The organism is Catellatospora coxensis (genome assembly GCF_016862635.1).
GTDB lineage: Bacteria > Actinomycetota > Actinomycetes > Mycobacteriales > Micromonosporaceae > Catellatospora > Catellatospora coxensis.
Genome location: NZ_BONI01000007.1, coordinates 1 through 21,033 on the forward strand (window position 1 = coordinate 1; position 21,033 = coordinate 21,033).

General features: G+C 70.0%; 14 protein-coding genes. 8 read left to right on the forward strand and 6 right to left on the reverse strand.

The features are described from left to right. From Cco03nite_RS05585 to Cco03nite_RS05595, 3 genes are all read right to left on the reverse strand, one after another. On the reverse strand, nucleotides 1–804 hold an 804-nt coding region (locus Cco03nite_RS05585), incomplete at its 3' end, for a DNA-formamidopyrimidine glycosylase family protein (protein WP_203689162.1). A 191-nt stretch (nucleotides 805–995) separates the two neighbouring features. Further along, nucleotides 996–2,720, reverse strand: coding sequence for an aa3-type cytochrome oxidase subunit I (ctaD, locus tag Cco03nite_RS05590; RefSeq protein ID WP_203689164.1), 1,725 nt, complete (start codon nucleotides 2,718–2,720; stop codon nucleotides 996–998). A 200-nt stretch (nucleotides 2,721–2,920) separates the two neighbouring features. Next, complete coding sequence (locus Cco03nite_RS05595; protein WP_203689166.1) at nucleotides 2,921–3,211, reverse strand: hypothetical protein; 291 nt, start codon at nucleotides 3,209–3,211, stop codon at nucleotides 2,921–2,923. Between the two features lie 107 nt (nucleotides 3,212–3,318). Between Cco03nite_RS05595 and Cco03nite_RS05600 the strand changes: the two genes are divergently transcribed. Then, the gene (locus Cco03nite_RS05600; protein WP_203689175.1) at nucleotides 3,319–5,589 is read left to right on the forward strand and encodes an FdhF/YdeP family oxidoreductase; all 2,271 of its coding nucleotides are present in this window, start codon (nucleotides 3,319–3,321) and stop codon (nucleotides 5,587–5,589) included. Next, on the forward strand, nucleotides 5,589–6,626 hold the full coding sequence (fdhD, locus tag Cco03nite_RS05605) for a formate dehydrogenase accessory sulfurtransferase FdhD (RefSeq protein ID WP_203689177.1): 1,038 nt from the start codon (nucleotides 5,589–5,591) through the stop codon (nucleotides 6,624–6,626). Before Cco03nite_RS05600 ends, fdhD begins: the two co-directional genes overlap by 1 nt. 217 nt (nucleotides 6,627–6,843) lie before the next feature. Here fdhD and Cco03nite_RS05610 read toward each other — a convergent pair whose 3' ends face one another. After that, nucleotides 6,844–7,641 carry an NUDIX domain-containing protein gene (locus Cco03nite_RS05610; protein ID WP_203689179.1) on the reverse strand — a complete coding sequence of 266 codons (798 nt, stop codon included), beginning with the start codon at nucleotides 7,639–7,641 and terminating at the stop codon, nucleotides 6,844–6,846. A gap of 184 nt (nucleotides 7,642–7,825) precedes the next feature. On the opposite strand from Cco03nite_RS05610, the gene Cco03nite_RS05615 reads away from it, so the two are divergent. Further along, nucleotides 7,826–8,521, forward strand: coding sequence for a sensor histidine kinase (locus tag Cco03nite_RS05615; protein ID WP_203689181.1), 696 nt, complete (start codon nucleotides 7,826–7,828; stop codon nucleotides 8,519–8,521). Between the two features lie 259 nt (nucleotides 8,522–8,780). Then, on the forward strand, nucleotides 8,781–10,505 hold the full coding sequence (lysS, locus tag Cco03nite_RS05620) for a lysine--tRNA ligase (protein WP_203689182.1): 1,725 nt from the start codon (nucleotides 8,781–8,783) through the stop codon (nucleotides 10,503–10,505). A 141-nt stretch (nucleotides 10,506–10,646) separates the two neighbouring features. On the opposite strand, the gene Cco03nite_RS05625 is transcribed toward lysS, so the two are convergent. Then, nucleotides 10,647–11,375, reverse strand: a complete 729-nt coding sequence (locus Cco03nite_RS05625; RefSeq protein WP_203689188.1) for a tyrosine-protein phosphatase — start codon at nucleotides 11,373–11,375, stop codon at nucleotides 10,647–10,649. A gap of 143 nt (nucleotides 11,376–11,518) precedes the next feature. On the opposite strand from Cco03nite_RS05625, the gene Cco03nite_RS05630 reads away from it, so the two are divergent. From Cco03nite_RS05630 to Cco03nite_RS05640, 3 genes are all read left to right on the forward strand, one after another. Next, a complete protein-coding gene (locus Cco03nite_RS05630) occupies nucleotides 11,519–13,717 on the forward strand; it encodes a terpene synthase family protein (RefSeq protein WP_239167143.1) in 2,199 nt (732 codons plus the stop codon). A gap of 255 nt (nucleotides 13,718–13,972) precedes the next feature. Further along, the gene (locus Cco03nite_RS05635) at nucleotides 13,973–14,509 is read left to right on the forward strand and encodes a hypothetical protein (RefSeq protein ID WP_203689190.1); all 537 of its coding nucleotides are present in this window, start codon (nucleotides 13,973–13,975) and stop codon (nucleotides 14,507–14,509) included. A 76-nt stretch (nucleotides 14,510–14,585) separates the two neighbouring features. Continuing rightward, complete coding sequence (locus tag Cco03nite_RS05640; RefSeq protein ID WP_239167144.1) at nucleotides 14,586–15,431, forward strand: DUF4097 family beta strand repeat-containing protein; 846 nt, start codon at nucleotides 14,586–14,588, stop codon at nucleotides 15,429–15,431. A gap of 32 nt (nucleotides 15,432–15,463) precedes the next feature. Here Cco03nite_RS05640 and Cco03nite_RS05645 read toward each other — a convergent pair whose 3' ends face one another. Continuing rightward, complete coding sequence (locus Cco03nite_RS05645) at nucleotides 15,464–18,580, reverse strand: AfsR/SARP family transcriptional regulator (protein ID WP_203689196.1); 3,117 nt, start codon at nucleotides 18,578–18,580, stop codon at nucleotides 15,464–15,466. 1,143 nt (nucleotides 18,581–19,723) lie between these two features. Between Cco03nite_RS05645 and Cco03nite_RS05650 the strand changes: the two genes are divergently transcribed. Continuing rightward, a complete protein-coding gene (locus Cco03nite_RS05650; protein ID WP_203689198.1) occupies nucleotides 19,724–21,004 on the forward strand; it encodes a hypothetical protein in 1,281 nt (426 codons plus the stop codon). Nucleotides 21,005–21,033: the final 29 nt, after the last annotated feature.

Here is a 21,033-nt window from a genome sequence, read left to right on the forward strand (position 1 = left end):
GGTGTCGGCGGGTTGTGGCTGGCAGCGGGGGCACCAGTACGTGATGCGCTCGCCGTCGCCGTCGCCGTCCCGCTTGGCGATCGGGCCGTTGCAGCGGCGGCAGGGCTGGGCGCGGCGGCCGTACACGTAGCTGGTCTCGCCGCGGCGCAGCGAGCCGGTGGTGGACTGGGTCCAGCGGCCCCGGTTGGCCGCCAGCAGGCGCTGCCCGAGGGCCACCATGCCCGGCAGGTCGGGCACGTCGCGCAGCGGCGTCCACGGCCACACACCGCGCAGGAACAGCAGCTCGCACCGGTAGAGGTTGCCGATCCCGGCGAGGTTGCGCTGGTCGAGCAGCGCCTCGCCGACGGGGCGGGCGGGGTCGGCCGACAGCCGCCGTACCGCCTCCGCGGGGTCCCAGTCGGGCCCGAGCAGGTCCGGGCCGAGGTGGCCGACCAGCTCCGCCTCCCGCGCGGTCGGCACGAGTTTGAGATCGTGCAGGTGGTAGCCGACGGCGACGGCCTTCGCGGTGCGCAGCACGACCCGGATGAGGTGCGCCGGGCGGCCCGCCCAGCGCTCACCGGGGGCGTACACCCGCCAGGCGCCCTCCATCCGCAGGTGCGAGTGCAGCGTCAGCTCGCGGTGCTCGGGCGAGACCACCCGCAGCAGCAGGTGCTTGCCCCGGCTCAGCGAGTCGGCCACCCGGTAGCCCGCCAGGTCGACGGTGGCCAGGTGCGGCACGCGGAACTCCGACCCGATCAGCTCCGCGTCCTCCAGCCCGTCCCGCAGCACCTTGGCGGTGTTCCAGACGGTGTCCCCTTCCGGCATGGCTCCATCCTGCCCCAGCCGGCCTCGCCACCGCGGTCCCGGCATGCCCGGCACCAGGCCCCACCACGCCGACGATCATGAAGTTATGCCGGCGACACACCGTCGAGCCGTGCCATAAGTTCATGATCAACGCCAAAAAGCCGGGGCCCGGCCGCATGGTGCGGACCGGGCCCCGGGGTGGGCGGTGGTGGCTAGACCTCGTGGTCGCCGCCGTGGCGGCCGTGGGAGTAGCTGGGGGCCTCGATGACCGGGGCCTTGGTGCCGGTGGACACGGCCAGGTGCGGGAACTTGGCGTCGAAGGCGGGGCGCTCCGAGCGGATGCGGGGCATGCGGTCGAAGTTGCGCAGCGGCGGCGGGCAGCTGGTCGCCCACTCCAGGGAGTTGCCGTGGCCCCACGGGTCGTCGACGGTCACCAGCGGGCCGGTGCGGTACGACTTCCACACGTTGTAGAGGAACGGCAGCGTGGAGGCGCCCAGGATGAACGCGCCGACGGTGGAGAAGGCGTTCAGGAAGGTGAAGCCGTCGCTGGGCAGGTAGTCGGCGTACCGGCGGGGCATGCCCTCGGCGCCGAGCCAGTGCTGCACCAGGAAGGTCCAGTTGAAGCCGATCACGGTCAGCCAGAAGTGCACCTTGCCGAGCTTCTCGTCGAGCATCCGGCCGAACATCTTCGGGAACCAGAAGTAGACGCCGGAGTACACCGCGAACACGATGGTGCCGAAGAGCACGTAGTGGAAGTGCGCGACGACGAAGTACGAGTCCGAGACGTGGAAGTCGATCGGCGGGCTGGCCAGCAGCACGCCCGAGAGGCCGCCGAAGAGGAAGATCGCGAGGAAGCCGATGGCGAACAGCATCGGTGTCTCGAACGTTATCTGCCCTCGCCACATGGTGCCGATCCAGTTGAAGAACTTCATACCGGTGGGCACGGCGATCAGGAAGCTGAGGAACGAGAAGAACGGCAGCAGCACCTGGCCGGTGGCGAACATGTGGTGCGCCCACACGCTCATCGACAGGGCGGCGATCAGCAGGGTGGCGGCGACCAGACCGGTGTAACCGAAGATCGGCTTGCGGCTGAAGACCGGGATGACCTCGGAGATGATGCCGAAGAACGGCAGCGCGACGATGTACACCTCGGGGTGGCCGAAGAACCAGAAGAGGTGCTGCCACAGCATGGGTCCGCCGGTGGCGGGGTCGAACACGTGCGCGCCGAGGCGGCGGTCGGCCAGCAGGGCCAGCAGCGCGGCGGCCAGCAGCGGGAAGACCATGATGACGAGCAGGCTGGTGACCAGGATGTTCCAGGTCATGATCGACATGCGGAACATCGTCATGCCGGGCGCGCGCAGGGTCAGGATCGTCGTGATCATGTTGACCGCGCCGAGGATGGTGCCCAGACCCGACAGCACCAGGCCGGCGATCCACATGTCCGCGCCGATGCCGGGCGAGTTGATCGCGTCGTTCAGCGGCGCGTACGCGAACCAGCCGAAGTCGGCGGCACCACCCGGCGTGATGAACCCGGCGGTCGCCAGGCTCGCGCCGAACAGGTAGAGCCAGTACGCGAAGGAGTTCAGCCGCGGGAACGACACGTCCGGCGCGCCGATCTGGATCGGCACCACGAAGTTCGCGAACGCGAACACGATCGGCGTCGCGAAGAACAGCAGCATGATCGTGCCGTGCATGGTGAACAGCTGGTTGTACTGCTCCGGGGAGAGGTACTGCATGCCCGGCGCGGCCAGCTCTGCGCGCATGAGCAGCGCCATCAGGCCGCCGATCAGGAAGAACACGAAGGCGGTGACCATGTACATGATCCCGATCTGCTTCGCATCCGTGGTGCGCAGCAGGCGCGCGATCGCGGAACCCTTGACCTGCTTGCGCACGGGGTAGGGCCGGGTCGCGATCGGCTGCGGTGCGACGGTGGTCACGTCTGGCCTCCTGTAGCTGGCCCGGCTGCCGCGCCCCACTCTCGCGCCGTCACCCGGATTGATCATTCGAGGCGTACCTCGGAGGCAGAATAATCCTTCGCAGGCGGCCTCGGAGCACGGGGTGCCCAGGCGCGCCGAGCCATCTATACGAATGGCCCGGCATTCTCATGCCGGGCCATTCGCATTGGACGGCGTGCAGCTCAGCGAGTGCCGGCCGACGCGCCGAGGTTGAACTCGATCGCACCTGCCGCGACGGCGCCCAGGGCGAGCAGGATCACGCCCCAGCCGATGAGCCGGTCGGCCGCGTTGATGCGGTGCAGCCAGCGCGAGAACCTGTTGCCGTTGGTGGTGGCGGTCCCGCCCAGCGGGTCCGTGCCGGCCGGGGTGCCGGCCGGGTCGGGGGTGAGCGTCTTGACCACGGTGACCGTGGCTCCGGCCAGGACGAGCAGGGTGCCCAGCACGGCCAGCAGGCCGGCGATCCAATCCTTCATGATCATCCTCCCCAGCAGGGATGTCGCCGGTCGGGGTACCGGCGAACGACTCAGGTTAGACCTGAGCCCGGCTGGGCGACGCACCCCGGACGTGAGATCGTTTGAGCATGGCAAAGAAGCCGCCCCGCGACGACGTCGGTGACCGGGATCTCACTGTGCGCGGCCCCGAGGCCGCGGCGGCGGGGCTGCCCGGCGTGCGGCACGGCCTGGCCGCCGCGATGAGCCACATGGGGGTCCGCCGTACGGCGCTCACCCTGCTCAAAGTCAACCAGGCCGAGGGGTTCGACTGCCCCGGATGCGCCTGGCCGGAGCCGGCCCCCAAGCACCGCGCGACCGCCGAGTTCTGCGAGAACGGCGCCAAGGCCGTGGCCGAGGAGGCCACCCTGCGCCGGATCACCCCGGAGTTCTTCGCCGCGCACCCGATCGCCGAGCTGGCCGGGCGCAGTGACTACTGGCTGGGCCAGCAGGGCCGGCTGACCACCCCGATGGTCAAGCACCCGGGCGCGACGCACTTCCGCCCGCTCGGCTGGGCGCAGGCGTTCGCGCTGGCCGCCGAGCACCTCAAGGCCATCGAGCCGGACCAGGCGCTGTTCTACACGTCGGGACGCACCTCGAACGAGGCCGCGTTCCTCTACCAGCTGTTCGCGCGGGCGTACGGGACCAACAACCTGCCCGACTGCAGCAACATGTGCCACGAGTCGTCGGGCGTGGCGCTGGGCGCGACCATCGGCATGGGCAAGGGTTCGGTCACCCTCGACGACATCCACGACGCGAAGCTGATCGCGGTGGTCGGCCAGAACCCGGGCACCAACCACCCGCGCATGCTCGCCGCCCTGGAGAAGGCCAAGCAGCGCGGCGCGAAGATCATCTCGATCAACCCGCTGCCCGAGGCCGGGCTGATGCGCTTCAAGAACCCGCAGAAGGTCGCCGGGCTGGTCGGCTCCGGCACCCCGCTGGCCGACCTGCACCTGCCGATCCGGGTCGGCGGCGACCTGGCCCTGTTCCAGGCGATCGGGGCGAAGCTGGTCGAGTGGGGAGCCGTCGATGAGGCGTTCGTCACGGCGTACACCTCGGGGTTCGAGGGTTATGCCACCGCGGTGCGCGAGGTGGACGCCGAGCTGGTGGCCCGCGCGACCGGGCTGAGCGCCGAGGAGATCGAGGCGGCGGCGCGTCTGTTCGCCGCGTCCGAGGCGACCGTGGTCTGCTGGGCCATGGGCCTCACCCAGGGGCGCGACGCCGTCGCGACGATCCGGGAAGTCGTCAACGTGCAGCTGCTGCGCGGCATGATCGGCAAGCCCGGCGCGGGCCTGTGCCCGGTGCGCGGGCACTCCAACGTGCAGGGCGACCGGACCATGGGCATCTGGCACGAGCCGCCGACGTGGCTCGGCAGGCTCGGCGAGCGGCTGGGCGTGGCCATGCCGACCGGGCGCGGGCACGACACCGTCGAGGCGATCCGGGCCATGCGCGACGGCCACGCGAAGGTGTTCGTCGCGGTCGGCGGCAACTTCGCCGCGGCCAGCCCCGACACCGACGTCACCGAGGCGGCGCTGCGGCGCTGCACACTCACCGTGCACGTGTCCACCAAGCTCAACCGCTCGCACGTGGTCACCGCCGACGAGCAGACCGTGCTGATCATGCCCACGCTGGGCCGTACCGAGCGGGACACCCAGGCCGGCGGGGACCAGTTCGTCACCGTCGAGGACTCGATGTCGAACGTGCACGCCTCGCGCGGCCGCCTCGACCCGGCCTCGCCCCTGCTGCTCTCCGAGGTCGCCATCGTGTGCGGGCTGGCCCGCGCGGTGCTGCCGGAGTCGACGATCCCGTGGGAGTCGTACGCGCGGGACTACCGGGCGATCCGGGCGCTGATCGAGCAGACCGTGCCCGGCTTCGACGGCTTCGAGGCGAAGGTGCGCACACCGGCCGGGTTCACCCTGCCGCACCCGCCCCGCGACAGCCGCAGCTTCCCCACCCCGGACGGCAGGGCACGGTTCACCGTCAGCCCGCTGGAGGTGCTGACCGTGCCCCCGGGCCGGCTGCTGCTGCAGACGCTGCGCAGCCACGACCAGTACAACACCACGATCTACGGCCTCGACGACCGTTACCGCGGCGTCAAGGCGGGCCGGCGGGTGGTCTTCGTCAACCCCGACGACCTGACCGACCTCGGCGTCGCGGACGGGTCCATGGTCGACCTGATCTCCGAGTGGGCCGACGGCGAGCGGCGCGCGCCCGCGTTCCGGGTCATCGCGTACCCGACCGTGCGCGGCTGCGCCGCCGCCTACTTCCCCGAGGCGAACGTGCTGGTGCCGCTGGACTCCACAGCGGCCGGGTCGAACACGCCGACCTCGAAGCAGATCATCGTCCGGCTGCAGCCCGTCTGATGGGCCGGGCCAGCGACCGCAGGCAGGTGACCCGGATCGACCTCGGCGGGCCGGCTTCCGTACGCCGCCAGGACACCCTGGCCGCCGAGGAGCCCCTGGAGATCCGCGTCGGCCACCGCCGCGGCCCCCGCCCCCCGCTCGCCGTCACCATGCGCACCCCCGGCGACGAGCTCGACCTCGCCCTCGGCTTCCTCCTCACCGAAGGCGTCATCACCCACCCCACCGACATCCTCACCGCCCAACTCTGCGCCGGCGCCGGCACCGTCGCTGGCGCTGGCGAAAGGAAGGGCACCTTCCCAACCAAATACGTAGAGGAAGGGCACCTTCTTAACATCGGCGGAGCCGGAGCTGCGGCGGGGCCGCGGGTCGCTGGTGCGGTTGCGGGCGGGGCGGTCGGCGGACCCGGTGCGGAGCAGCTCGGCGGGCCCGGGGTAGTCGACGACGTGGAGCCCGCCGCGCCCGCGAACACGTACAACGTCGTCGACGTCGTGCTCGCCGACCATGTGCCGCCACCGGCGGCCGGGACGGAGCGCAACTTCTACACCACGTCCTCCTGCGGGGTGTGCGGCAAGGCCAGCATCGACGCCATCCGCACCCGGTCCCCGCACGACGTGGCCGCCGACCCGGTCACCGTCGACGCCCGTACGCTGGCGATGCTCCCGGACCGGCTGCGGGCCGCCCAGCGCACCTTCGAGCGCACCGGCGGGCTGCACGCGGCCGGGCTGTTCACGCCCGACGGCGAGCTGGTCGGGGTACGCGAGGACGTCGGCCGGCACAACGCGGTCGACAAGCTCATCGGCATGCAGCTGCGGGCCGGGCGGCTGCCGCTGGCCGGGCACGTGCTGCTGGTGTCCGGCCGGGCCAGTTTCGAGCTGACCCAGAAGGCGTGGATGGCCGGGATCAGCGTGCTGGCGGCGGTGTCCGCGCCGAGCACGCTCGCCGTCGACCTGGCCGCCGAGGCGGGCATGACGCTGGTCGGCTTCCTGCGCGGCCAGACCATGAACGTGTACGCGGGCCAGCAGCGCATCACCACCTGACACGTACTCCGGCCGCGTGCCCACCGACTCGCCCCCCGCTGCAGCCCGGCCGCGCCTGCTCGATGAGATGCCGCCGGCGACGTCGAAGCGCTCCCCCGCGTGCCGGCACTCGGCCGCGAGCGCGACCCTGCCCCGCTGGTCAGCAGCCAACAGGAGTTAAGAAGGTGCCCTTCCTCTACGGATTCGGTTGGGAAGGTGCCCTTCCTTCGCCAGGTCGTCAGGGGCGGAGGGCGTGGGAGTGGTGGTAGTCGCCGTCGGGGGTGACGAGCCAGGTGTGGAGGGGGGTGGCGGCGACGAGGGCGGTGGTGGCGGTCAGGCGGCAGAGGCGGGTGGCGAGTTCGAGTTCGCTGACGCCGGTGGCGCGGGCCAGGGAGTCGCCGGCGCTGAGTTCGCAGCCGTACTGCGGGTCGCCGGCGTCGGGGTTGATCCAGACGGTGGCGCGGACGTCGGCGGCGGCCATCAGGTCCTCGGCGGTGCCGGTGAACACGTCGGCCGGGTCCAGGCCGTACGCGTCGTGCAGCGCCTGGCGGAGGGACTCGGCCGGGGTGCCGGACGCGAAGGAGACGCTGTAGCCGGCCCGGCCGTCCTGGGCGGCCTGCCACACCTGGTCGATCGCCGTCCTCAGGTAGGCCGCCACTCCTTCGGGCTGCATGTTCAGGTCCCCGATGGCTTCGGCCGTGAACGGCACCCGCACCACGTCGTACGTGCCCTTGGCGGGGTCGGCGAACTCGGCGCCGTAGCGGCCCGCGACGTCCATCGACACGAGCTTGCACGCGAACAGGTGCTGGCGCTGCCAGAGGCCGTCCTCGCGCCGGGTGTCGACGAAGGTCAGCGGCACCGGCGGAGTCACCACCGCGCACAGCTCCTCGTCGAGTTCCCGGTAGAGCGCGGCCAGCAGGTTCGCGTCGCCGCGGTCCACGCCGCCGCCGGGCGTGGCCCAGTAGCGCCGCGGCACGCCGGGGCGGGTCCGCTCGAACAGGACCATGTCGTCGCCGTCGAGGAGCACGGCGCGCACACGATGACGGTCGGGCACGGCAACCATGTCTCCAGCGTCGCTGCCCGTGACGCCTTTGTCGACCGGAAGCCCGATTCCGCCGCCCGTCCGGGGACTGCAAGAAACGTGATTGAGTCTCGCCAAGCACGCCCTGTACTGGTATATGTGATTGGCCGTAACCCCGGGTCACAGGAAAGTGGTCATCATGGTGAGCTCAGCCGACCCCACCGCGGGGGAGGAAGAGACGATCAACATGCTGTTCCACCTCTCCCGGCGCTCGCAGGCGATGGTCGACCGGCTGATCAGCTGCCTGGACCGCATGGAGCAGGTGGAGCCGGACGCCGACCGGATGAAGGACGTCTTCGAACTCGACTTCCTCGCCATCCGGATGCGGCGCAACGACGAGAGCCTGCTGGTGCTCGCGGGCGGCGAGTCCGCCCGGATCCGGCGTGAGCCCGTCAGCCTGGTCGACGTGCTGCACGGGGCCCGGTCCGAGGTCGAGGACTACCGCCGGATCGAGTTCGGCGTGATCGACGAGAGCCTGGCCGTGGTCGCCCCGGCCGTGAACGACCTGGTGCACCTGCTGGCGGAGCTGTTCGACAACGCGGCCGCGTTCTCGCCGCCGGACAGCACGGTGCTGGTCGAGGCGCGCCGGGTGGCCGACCGGGCGGTGCTGCTCATCGAGGACCGGGGTATCGGCATCGGCGCGGAGCGGCTGCGCGAGCTGAACCACCGGCTGGCCCACCCGAGCCCGATCACCGCCGCGACCTGCCGGCAGATGGGCATCGAGGTGGTCAGCCGCCTGGCCCAGCGCCACGAGATGCGCGTCGAGCTGGAGCCCGCGGGCGAGCGCGGCATCGCCGCCTCCGTGGTCCTGCCCGCCCACGCCCTCGTCAACTGACCTCACCCACCGCGCGCCGCGCCTGACCCGCCGCACGCCGCACGCCGCACGCCGCGCCAAGATCGCTAGACTTGCCTGGCACGTGGGCGAATAGGCGGTCAAGATACGCACCGGTGCCGGGCAATTCCGACGATCTTGGCGCGGCGCGCGCGGTCGGGGCCGGACCGCGGATCACGGTGGGTAGGGGCGTCGCGAAACTCGCTGGGCCGATCCGGGAGAATGGGGCCAGTTCGCTTTCTCTTGGAAGGACGTGCCGATCGTGGCCGCAACCCCGGAGGCCGACTGGGTCTCCCGCTTCGCTGACGAGGTCATCGCCGAGGCAGAGCGTCGCGCTCCGGGCAAACCGATCGTCTGCGCGTCCGGGCTGAGCCCCTCGGGCCCGATCCACCTGGGCAACCTGCGCGAGGTGATGACCCCGCACCTGGTCGCCGACGAGATCCGCCGCCGCGGGCACGAGGTCGTGCACATCATCAGCTGGGACGACTACGACCGCTACCGCAAGGTGCCGGCGGGCATCGACCCGTCCTGGGGCGAGCACATCGGCAAGCCGCTGACCTCGGTCCCGGCACCGGCGGGCAGCGCCTACCCGAACTGGGCGGAGCACTTCAAGGCCTCGATGATCGAGTCGCTGGCGCAGCTGGGCGTGGAGTACCGCGGCATCAGTCAGACCGAGATGTACACCTCGGGGGCGTACACGGAGCAGGTCCTGCTGGCCATGCGCGAGCGCGGCAAGATCGACGCCGTGCTGGACCGCTACCGCACCAAGGGCCGGACCGGTTCGGGCGCGCCGCAGCAGGGCAAGCTCGACGAGGACGAGGCCGCCGCGGCGCAGGAGGCCGCCGAGGGCTCCGGCGCGGCCGCCGAGGACGACGGCACCGGCGCGGCGGGCTACTACCCGTACAAGCCGTACTGCTCGGTCTGCGACCGGGACCTGACGACGGTGGTGGCCTACGACGACGCGTCGACCGAGCTGACCTACACCTGCCAGTGCGGGCACACCGAGACGGTGCTGCTGTCCGAGCACCGGCGCGGCAAGCTGGTGTGGAAGGTCGACTGGCCGATGCGCTGGGCGTACGAGGGCGTCGTCTTCGAGCCGTCGGGCGTGGACCACTCCTCCCCCGGCTCGTCGTTCCAGGTCGGCGGGCAGATCGTCGGCGAGGTGTTCGGCGGGCAGCAGCCGATCGGGCCGATGTACGCCTTCGTCGGCATCTCCGGCATGTCGAAGATGAGCAGCTCGAAGGGCGGCGTGCCGACCCCGGCCGACGCGCTGCAGATCATGGAGCCGCCGCTGCTGCGCTGGCTCTACGCGCGGCGCCGCCCGAACCAGGCGTTCAAGATCGCGTTCGACCAGGAGATCCAGCGCCTCTACGACGAGTGGGACACGCTGGGCCGCAAGGTGGGCGAGGGCGCCGCGAACGCGGCCGACACCGCCGCGTACAGCCGTGCCGTCGGCACCGCCGCGGGCCCGCTGCCGGTGACGGCGCACCCGCTGCCGTACCGCACGCTGGCCTCGATCGTGGACATCACCACCGGCGACCCGGAGCAGACCCTGCGCATCCTGCGCGACCTGGACCCGGCCGACCCGGTGGCCTCGCTCGACGAGACCCGCCCGCGCCTGGACCGCGCCCAGCACTGGATCACCACCCAGGTGCCCGCCGAGCAGCGCACCCGGGTCCTGGCCGAGCCCGACGCCGTGCTGCTGGGCAAGCTCGACGACGACCAGCGCGAGTCGCTGCGCCTGCTGCTGGCCGGCCTCGACGACCACTGGTCCCTGGAGGGCCTGACCACCCTGGTGTACGGCGTCCCGAAGACCCGCCTGGGCCTGCCGATGGACGTCAAGCCGACCCCCGAGCTCAAGGTCGCCCAGCGCGAGTTCTTCGCCCTGCTCTACCACCTGCTCGTAGGCCGCGACACCGGCCCGCGCCTGCCCACCCTGCTCCTCGCGGTAGGCCCCGACCAGGTCCGCAAACTCCTCACCCCCTGACCGGACCCGTTACACGGAACAAGGACGCCCACCTCACCACCCCGATTTTCATAGACGCTGGCCTATCTCATCGAATTTTCGCGACTCGGATTCGATGAGATAGGCCAACGTCGATCACAAGGCGGGACGTCGGAGCGCGCGTCACGGCTCCAGGAGGTTGGCGCGCAGGCGGGTGACGTAGGCGTCGTCGATGCCGAGGCGCTGTTCGGCGTAGCCGCGCAGGGAGCCGTGCTGCTCACGAGCCCAGGCGAGGAACAGCGCCATCACCTCGGCCGGGGCACGGCCGTAGCCGGGCCAGACCGGTGGCACGCCCATCTGCGCGGTGATGTCCGCGACCAGGCCCGCCGTGGCCAGCTCGGTCAGCGCGAAGTCCTCGACGATGACCTCGTCGGGCACCTCGAGCAGGGTCAGCACCAGGGCGGCGAGCACGCCGGTGCGGTCCTTGCCGGAGGCGCAGTGGAACACCACGGGCGCGTTCTCGGCCGCGACGATCACGTCGAGCGCCTGCCGCAGCTCCACCACCCCGTCCTGCGCGACCTCGGCGTACTTGCCCGCGAGGAACGGCCCCGTCGCCACCTCCGGGCCCAGTTCCGCCTGCCGGTACGGCCGGTGCTCCACGCTCAGGTTGTGGTACGCCAGCCCGTCCCGCTCCCGCACCCGCCCGCGCCGGGCGATCTCGAACGGGTACCGCAGGTCGATCACGGTCCGGACACCCAGTTCGAGGAACCGGCCCCAGTCCTCGTCGTCCATCTTGGACAGCGCGTCGGACCGGTAGAGCCGGCCCCAGCGCACGGCCCTCCCCCCGAAGCCGACGTATCCGCCGAGGTCGCGGAAGTTTCGCAGGCGCGTGAACGCGATGTGTCTCTCCACGTCTGATCACCATACTTAAATCCGTGAGCCCACGCGTGCCCGCCGAATTCACCATCTACTCAAAACGGACGTATCCCTATAGAGTCGTGGCAGCCGCGGCAAGCACCTGCACGTCATCGCCAGGAATACGTCAGGAGACGGTGATGCAAGCGTTCGTCCTGCCCGACTTCTACCTGCCCCACCCGGCGCGGCTGAACCCGCACGAGCAGCACGCCCGGGACCACTCGAACGCCTGGGCCGAGCAGATGGGGATGCTCGACGCCCCCGGCCCGTCCGGCGAACCGGTGTGGGACCTGGAGGAGCTGAACAAGCACGACTACGCGCTGATGTGCGCGTACACCCACCCCGACTGCGACGAGACGGCGCTGGACCTGGTCACCGACTGGTACGTCTGGGTCTTCTTCTTCGACGACCACTTCCTCGAGTCGTTCAAGTACGACCGCGACCTCGCCGGGGCGCAGGAGTACCTGGACCGGCTGGAGTTGTTCATGACCGAGCCGGGGCAGACGCCGCCGGAGCCGCGCAACCCGGCCGAGGCGGGGCTGGCCGACCTGTGGGCGCGCACCATCCCGCACATGTCCGACGGGTGGCGGCGGCGCTTCGTCGCCAGCACGCACAACCTGATGGTCGAGTCGATGTGGGAGCTGGACAACATCAACCGGCACCGCATCGCCAACCCGATCGAGTACATCGAGATGCGGCGGCGGGTCGGCGGCGCGCCCTGGTCGGCGAACCTGGTCGAGTACGCCTGCGGGGCCGAGGTGCCCGACCGGCTCGCCGGGCAGCGGCCGCTGCAGGTGCTGCGGGACACCTTCGCCGACGCGGTGCACCTGCGCAACGACCTGTTCTCGTACCAGCGGGAGGTGGCGCAGGAGGGCGAGAACTCCAACGCGGTGCTGGTGCTGGAGAGGTTCCTCGACGTGCCCACCCAGCGGGCCGGCGACCTGGTCGGCGAGCTGCTCACCTCGCGCCTGCACCAGTTCGAGCACACCGCCCTGACCGAGCTGCCGGTGCTGTACGCCGAGAACGCGGTCACCCCGCCGGAGCAGCTGGCGGTGGCCCTGTACGCGAAGGGGCTGCAGGACTGGCAGGCGGGCGGGCACGAGTGGCACGCCCGGTCCAGCCGGTACACGAAGATCACGCCGCGCGCCGAGGGCCCGGCCGCGGTGCTGGCCCCGGGCCTGCCGACGCTGTTCGGGCAGTACGTCCACGTGCCGCTCGGGCGGCAGCCGGGGCACCTGCCGATCCCGGCGCTGCACATGCCGTACACGCCGCGGACCAGCCCGCACCTGGCGCGGGCCCGGCGGCAGACTGTGGCCTGGGGCCGCGAGATGGGCATGCTCGATCCGGTGCCGGGCACCGGCGTGCACGGGCTGTGGGACGAGCGGGCGCTGGCCGGCTTCGACTTCCCGCACTGCGCCGCGATGATCCATGCCGACGCGACTCCGGAGCAGCTGGAGATCTCGTCGAACTGGCTGACCTGGGGCACCTACGGCGACGACCTGTTCCCGGTGCAGTTCGGCCGCGGCCGCGACTTCCTCGGCGCGAAGGCGGCCAACGCCCGGCTGGCGCTGTTCATGCCGCTGGACGGCGAGCCGGCGCCGGAGCCGCTGACGCCGCTGGAACGCGGCCTGGCGGACCTGTGGCGGCGCACCGCGGGGCCGATGGAGCCCGGCGCGCGGGCCCGCTTCCGCAAGTCGGTCGAGGACATGACCGCGTCGTGGGTATGGGAGCTGGCCAACCAGATCCAGAACCGGGTGCCCGACCCGGTGGACTACGTGGAGATGCGCCGGGCCACGTTCGGCTCGGACATGACCATGAGCCTGTGCCGGCTGGCCCACGCGGGCCTGGTGCCCGACGAGCTCTACGAGCACCGGGTGCTGCAGCAGCTGGAGCACGCGGCGCAGGACTACGCGTGTTTCACCAACGACCTGTTCTCCTACCAGAAGGAGATCGAGTACGAGGACGAGGTCCACAACCTGGTGTTCGTGCTGGAGCGCTTCCTCGGCTGCGACCGGTTCGCCGCTCGTGACCTGGTCGCGCGCCTGATGGGCGAGCGCATGCGGCAGTTCGAGCACATCGTGTCGGTGGAGCTGCCCGCCCTGTGTGACCAGCTCGGGCTGGACGAGCCGGTCCGGGGGCGGCTGACGGCGTACGCGGACCAGCTCAAGGACTGGATGTCGGGCATCCTGCGCTGGCACGAGCAGTGCGTGCGGTACTCCCCCGCCAGCATGTCGCTGCGCAGCCCCGGCATGTCGGCGCCCGCTCCGGCGGTCCTGCCGCTGCCGTCGGGCCTGGGCACCTCGGCGGTACGCGTGCTCGCACCGCTCGGCGCCGGCTGAGCCGCACCCGCACACACCCGTGGCGCCGCCTCCGGAGCAGTCCGGAGGCGGCGCCACGATGCGCTCGGCCCCACCGGCGAGCTTGTGAGCTGCGCCCGAAGCAGTCAATATATCGATGTTAATAGATTGTTTCAAGCCGTCGCATCATATCGAAATCTGACAGTCTATCGATCTATGGCCACGCTTAGTGTATCGGTGGTCGTCGAAGCGTGACTATCGGCGACCGTCCCCCGTCCCCTAGATCGGAGGCCCCTGGTGGTCCGACTCGTCCGTGTCGCGCTCACCGCGATGCTGGTGCTCGGCGGCACCCTGTTCGCCGCCGCACCCGCCAGCGCGGCGGTGCTCGACGTGCAGTGCACCTCGCCCAGCAGCACCAACACCATCACGTTCAGCCCCCCGCTGACGCTGGTGAACCAGCCCACCGTGGTGTCGCGCACCACGAACTACAAGCCCTGCAAGGCACCGCGCTGGCCCAACCTGGTCTCCGGCTTCGAGACCAAGACGATCACCATGCTCGACGACTGCACCATGGTGCTCGGCACGCTGAACGTGAACTTCACGATCACCTGGAACACCGGCCAGACCACCACGGTCAACGCCATCCGCACCGCGTCGCTGTCCGGCACGAACCTGGTGGTGACCTTCAACGGCACCGTCACCGCCGGCCTGTTCCTCGGCAGCAACGTCAACCAGGTGTTCGTCGGCTCCGGGGTCGACCTGATCAACTGCCTCGCCGGTCGCGGCGAGGTGAAGAGCATCGTGTCGCGGGTGAACCTCGTCATCTCGCACTGACACCCGCGCCGGGGCCGTGGCGGCCGCAGCCCGAACCGCCGCCACGGCTCCACCACGACAGCGCCGAGACGGCGCGGTGACAGGACGGCAGGCGACCGTGGGTGCCGAGCAGCAGCCCACCGACCCGCCGACCTCAGGAGAGCACCGCATGCCGACCTTCGACACCCCCGCGCCCATCTCGGCGCGGGTCGACATCGTCCTCGGGGACATCCGCTTCGTCACCGGCGACCGGGCCGACACCGTGGTCGAGGTCGAGCCGATCGACCCCACCAGGCGGCTCGACCTCGAGGCCGCCGCACAGGTCGAGATCACGTTCACCGACGGCAGACTGCAGGTCACGCACCCGAAGGTGCGCGCGATGTTCACCAAGCGGTACGGCTCGGTGAAGGTGCTGGTGCGGCTGCCGGCCGGATCAGACGTACGCGGTGACACCGCGCAGGGCGAGTGCGTCGTGCAGGGCGTGGTCGGCTCGTGCCGGCTGAAGACCGCGATCGGGGGCCTCCGGGTGGGGCAGGCCACGGAGGTGCGGTTGCGGACCAGCGGCGGCAAGGTGGTCGTGGACCACGTGACCGGCCGGGCCGACGTCGACGCCAACGGCGACATCCGGATACGCAGGATCGACGGCGGCGCGGCGGTCAGGAGCATCGGCGGTGACATCCGCGTCGGCGAGCTCGGCGGCGGCCCGGCCGACCTGTACGCCGCCATCGGCAAGGTGGAGGTCGGCGTCGCCCAGGGCATCGCCGTCCGGCTCGACGCGCGCACCTCCACCGGCCAGGTGCGCGACCTGCTGGAACCTTCCGCCCCCGGGCATCCCGACCGGGCCGTCGCGCTGCGCGCCCGCTGCCATGGCGGCGACATCGTCGTCCGCCGCGCCGGAGCGGGCCACGACACGCCGCACCGAGCGGCCCCGCTCGCGGGCTGACGTCCGGCCGGGCGGCGGCGTGCCCGGCACGTTCACGAAGCGAGCGTGGCCTCGGCCAGTTCGCGCCAGTCCCGCCGCCGCCCGTCCTGGACCGCCTCGGCGAACGCGCTCTCGCCGAGGCGGTTGCGCGTGTCCTCGATGATCCGGGCGGCGTCGGGCTGCGCGCGGTCCTGCGTGCCGCGCACGCCGTCGCTCGCCGCGAGCAGCCGTACCGCCTGCTCGGGATGTCCCTGGCGCAGCGCGAGATCCGCGATCCCGATCAGCGCCTGCGCCAGCATCGGCCGGTGTCCCAGCCGCGCGGCGGCCTCGAACGCCTCGGCGCGGTGGGCGCGGGCCTGGTCGAGGTCGTCGGCCAGGTAGCCGTGCAGGTCCTGGGTCATGATGTGGATGCCGCCCCGCTCGACGTCGAACGTCGCGTGGATCGTCGTCAGACGCTCGCGGGCCTGGTCCGGTTCGCCACGCCACCGCGCCAGCTGCGCCTGCGCGAACATCAGCTCGGCCAGCGTGTCCGGCCAGGTGATGCCGTCGGCGCACCGCTGCGCCTGGGCCATCGCGGCCGCGGCGGCCCGCTCGTCGCCGAGCAGCCAGTACTGCTGGGCCTGCTTCAGCCGTACGCCGACGACCTCCTCGGTGGCGCCCAGCTCGGTCAGCGCCCCGACCGCCTGCTCGTAGTGCACCCCCGCGCGGGCGAACTCGCCGCGCGCCGCCAGCCGGTCGGCCAGGAAGACCAGCGCCGACGAGGCCCCCCACCGGTCCCCCAGCGCGCGGAACTCGCCGAGGGCGGTCTCGATGTCGGTGTCCACGTCGGTCTCGTCGCTGCCGAGCACGAGCCGGAACCGCCCCCGGGTGAGCCTGGCCTGCGCGCGCACCCACGGGTCCTCGGCGACGATCAGCGGCTCGAACGCGGGCAGGAAGTCCGTCGGCTCCCGCAGCATCCGCTCCAGCGGCGCGGCGAACCCGAGGATGGGATGGCGCGACCCGCTGCGCTGGGTGAACCGGTGCGCCTTCTCGATCCACTCCTGGGCCTGGTACTGGTCGCCGGCGGCTCCGGAGGTCACGAACAGCGTCACGATGGTGTACGCCAGCGCCCGCGCCTCGTCGGACACCTCACCCTCCAGGGCGGACGCCGCGATGGCCAGCTCGGTGCCCTCGGCCCGGTGCCCGCTGAGGAACCAGTACCAGCCCGCGGCCCCGACCAGCCGCATCGCCTCCTGCGCCCAGCCCCGCGCGATCGCCTCGCGCAGGGCCGCGCTGATGTTGTCGTGCTCGGCCTCCACCGTGGCCAGCCACCCGAGCTGATCGGCGCGGCGCAGGTGCGGATCGGCGGTCTCGGCGAGCTCGGTGAGGTACGCCAGGTGCGCCCGGCGGGCCGGCTCGTCCTGCCCGGCCTCGGTGAGCCGCTGCGCCGCGTACTCCCGGATGGTGTTGAGCATCCGGTAGCGCGGCGCGCCGTCGCCGTAGGACAGCAGCAGCGACTTCTCCGTCAGCGCGGTCAGCAGGTCGAGCGCCGGCTCCCCGCACACCCGCTCGGCAGCCTCCAGGCTCACCCCGCCCGAGAACACCGACAGCCGCCGCAGCAGGTCGCGCTCGGCCTCGCTCAGCAGGTCCCAGCTCCAGTCCACCACCGCGCGCAGCGTCCGGTGCCGGGCGAGCGCGGTGCGGCTGCCCCCGGTCAGCAGGAGGAACCGGTCGTCGAGCCGGTCGGCGAGCTGATCGACCGACATGGTGCGCAGCCGGGCCGCGGCCAGCTCGATCGCCAGCGGCATCCCGTCGAGCGCCCGGCAGATCCGGACCATGGTGGCCAGGGTCTGCTCGTCGGAGCCGACGTTGCGGCGTACCGCCTCCGCCCGGTCGCGCAGCAGCCGCACCGCCGGCGCGGAACCGGCCTGCGCCGGGCTCGCCCCCGCCGCGGGCAGGGCGAGCGGCTCCACCTGCCACAGCGCCTCCCCCGTGATGCCCAGCGGCTCCCGGCTCGTGGCCACGATGCGCAGTCGCCGGCACTCCCCCAGCAGCCGGTCCGCGAACGCCGAGACCTCCTCGATCATGTGCTCGCAGTTGTCCAGGACCAGCAGCATCACGCGCTCGCGGAGCGCGGCGACGAGCCGGTCCGTCGCGTCGCCGCCCGATCCCCCGCCGATGGACTGGTCCCGCAGGCCGAGCGCGGTCAGCGTGGCCTGTGCCAGCTCCACGCCCGCCCGCAGCGGGGCCAGCTCCACCAGCCACGCGCCGTCGGGCAGGTCGCCGAGCATCGTCCGCGCGGTCTCCGTGGCCAGCCGCGTCTTGCCGGAGCCGCCCGCCCCGGTCAGGGTGACCAGCCGGTGCCGGGAGGCGAGCGCGGCCACCTCCGCGACGTCGTCCTCCTTGCCCACGAACGTGGTCAGCTCGGCGCGCAGGTTCGTCCGGCGGTTCTCCGCCCGGCCGCCGATCTCGCCGCGCAGCAGCGCGGTGTGCAGCGCCGACAGCTCCGCCGACGGGTCCACCCCCAGCTCGTCGGCGAGCCGCTCGGACAGCTGCTGGTACGCCGTCAGCGCCTCGGCGCCCCGGCCCGCCTCGGCCAGCGCGCGCATCAACGCCGCGACCAGGCCCTCCCGCAGCGGGTAGCGCGCCACCAGGTCGGTCAGCTCGGACACCAGATCCGCACCACGGCCGAGGCGCACCTCCAGGTCGACGCGGTCCCCGAGCACGGCGAGGTGGCGTTCGGCCAGGCCCGAGACGGCGGCGTCGAACGTCCTGCTGCCCTGCAGCGCGATGCCGTCCATGGCGGTCCCGCGCCACAGGCCCAGCGCCGTGCGCAGCAGTTCCAGGCGCTCCGGGTCGTCCGCGGCGCGGGCCGTGGCGACGAGGCGCTCGAACCGGCTCACGTCCACGGCGTCCGGGTCGACGGTGAGCTGGTAGCCGCCGGGCTTCGCCTCGACCACCCCGTCGGGCAGCACCTTGCGCAGCCGGGAGACGAGGACCTGCAGGGCGTTCACCGCGTCGGCGGGCGGCTCCTCGCCCCAGACCCAGTCGACCAGCCTGGCTCGCGGGACGATCCGGCCGGGTTCGAGCGCGAGCGCGGCCAGCAGCGCGCGCAACCGCGCGCCGGGCACCTCCACGGCGGTCCCGTCACCGGTCTGGACTTCGAACGACCCGAGCATCCCGATACGCACCGGGCAATCCTGCCGCATCCCCGGTCGGTTGATCTACGCCGTTACCCCGAAAGGCACATATACGAAAACGCTCAGGTCAGCTGACCTGAGCGTTTTCCATGGTGGAGCCGAGGGGACTCGAACCCCTGACCCCCACACTGCCAGGACTGAGCCAGGGATAGCGGCTCACCAGGCAGGCCTCTGACCTGCACCATTACGGCGGTCGGCACCCCGACTCACCGCCATTCCCCGTTGCGTGCCCCTCGATGTGGCATGGATGTGGCACGCATAAATCACATATATACATATATATCTTACTATGTATTTTCAACTAGACGAGCTTGCTGAAACATCAGCGTGCGACGCCAGCACGCCAGTGTTTCAGCCGCTCTTCTCGATCATGAGGGACACGGGGGACAGCATGATCACCCGACTGTCCCTCATGATCAGTTCCGATGTCGCTGGTCAAACCGGGTTGGGGGACACGGGGGACACGGGGGACAGGAGAGGCGGCAAAGGATCGGCCCCACTGCGGACAACCGACTCGGGCTGTATGTGGGATGCCTTAGTCCACCAGGTTGAGGCAACATGTCGGACGTGTCGATGCCCTCACGGAGCACCAACCCTTCTGGCAGTCATGATCCGTTGATCTCAGAGGCGACGGTTTATTACACCTTCACCAGTGCCACTGAAAAGGCACTTGATCTACATAAGGTTGCGACTCGACTGCTCAAGTCCGGTGTTGCTGAAACTGTGTGCTCACCCGCAGAAGGTGAGGTGCGGGTTTCACCGAGGTATCGCCAACTTGCCAAACTCCATCGAAAAGCCACCAGGCTCCAGGAAAGCCAGAGGCTACTGTCAGAGGGACATTTTCGGTCACTGATTACACGGCACCCTCTTATGGCTATGAGGGTTGCAGCCTCTATCGGCCGCTCGCTGCTTCGAGGTGAGACTCCCCAAGAGGACGCGGAAGAAGAGGGCACGAGTCCTGATGATTCCGCTCTTGACGAGGCAATCGAGCTTATAGAGCGATCCGTTGCCGCCAGACAGTCAGTTAGCGGTGCTCAACATGCCATAGAATCGACATTGCTTCGATCCGCCTATCGCGATAGCGAGCCGTACCTACGCTTGCTTCTACGACCATCTCGGCACTGGCTAATACATATGACCGATGGAACACAGCGTGAAACTGATGACTTCGACTCCGCTAGCCACGTTGAGGCGCTTCTGCTAATTCACCGCTCTGGCGTAATACAGATTACGTTCGCACTAACCCTTCCCGAAAATCTCAAAGGCAGCGCCTTCTCCGCTTTTACCTTCGGCGGAAATCTTGTCTGCCAGGCATCCGAGATATCCGAACCAATAATTGTGAACGCCGCACGCGATCGCTACGAGCGAGATACTTCGCACTGGCTGGGAGAGTGGAGGGAGGAGGAAGAGGAGGGAACACGCTGGCGGCGAATGCAGTTCAGGGAGCCCACAAGCTTTGCAGACCTGTTTGCGCTATACATTGACGCAACTCTAAAAGCCATGAAACAGGATGGCGGGCATGAGTGGCAGTGTTATCCCGTAATCTGCATCGACAAGGTCGCATGTTGCGATGGCGAATCTGAGTGGCTAGAGGCTCACGGAGCATACATGGCGACTATCTGCAACGGTGGGCCATCGAAGCTACGAGAGTCGGCCATTGCCGAGCTGTCACCAAAGAACCGATCCCTCGTGCCGGACCATTCAGTTTTCGTGACGGCGACCAATAGTTTGCGTATTGCGTGGACGGAGCCCGATTACGAAAGCTCCTTCATCGATCATCTTCAGCTAATCGTTCCGATCGAAATCACTCTACTTCAACATTGGCAGCTCAGAAACCTTGAATCCCGCCTACACGCTACAGATGAACGCGGATTCGATGTGCAGGCAGTCCAACACGAGGCAATCTACGGACTTCGCGAATATCGACAAAGCAGCCTTCAGCACGGCACTGCAATCGAATTAACTGAGCATCTACTAGGTGCCTGGCGGACAGAGAGGCTCCACGCGCGGATCATCGATTCATTGGATCAGCTACAACAACTCGCAGCCATGGAGCAAACCCGCCAGTCGGCCAGCCGAGCCAACCGTCTAGCAGCGGCAGCAGTGGTGGTCGCCCTCGCTGTCGGATTGCCCGCTATCGAGGACACCATGGAAATCGCCAAGAAGATACCCGAAGATGGACTATGGGGAACGCTCGCATGGCCACTAAAGCACTTCGCTAATCAGGGCGATCTCGGCTATTGGAAGCTATACATAATCCTGCTAGGAACTGTCGCTGCCGCATACATCGCACTGCTGCTAAAACGCTATCGTTTCGGGGTCATGGTATTGCGCAGGGCTGGATACTCTTGGCAACAGGTATCAGGTGCTAGTCCGTCGCAGCGAAGCGAAGAGGGCACCGACTCCGACGGATAGGCCACATGCTGCGGATGCGATCATGTAGC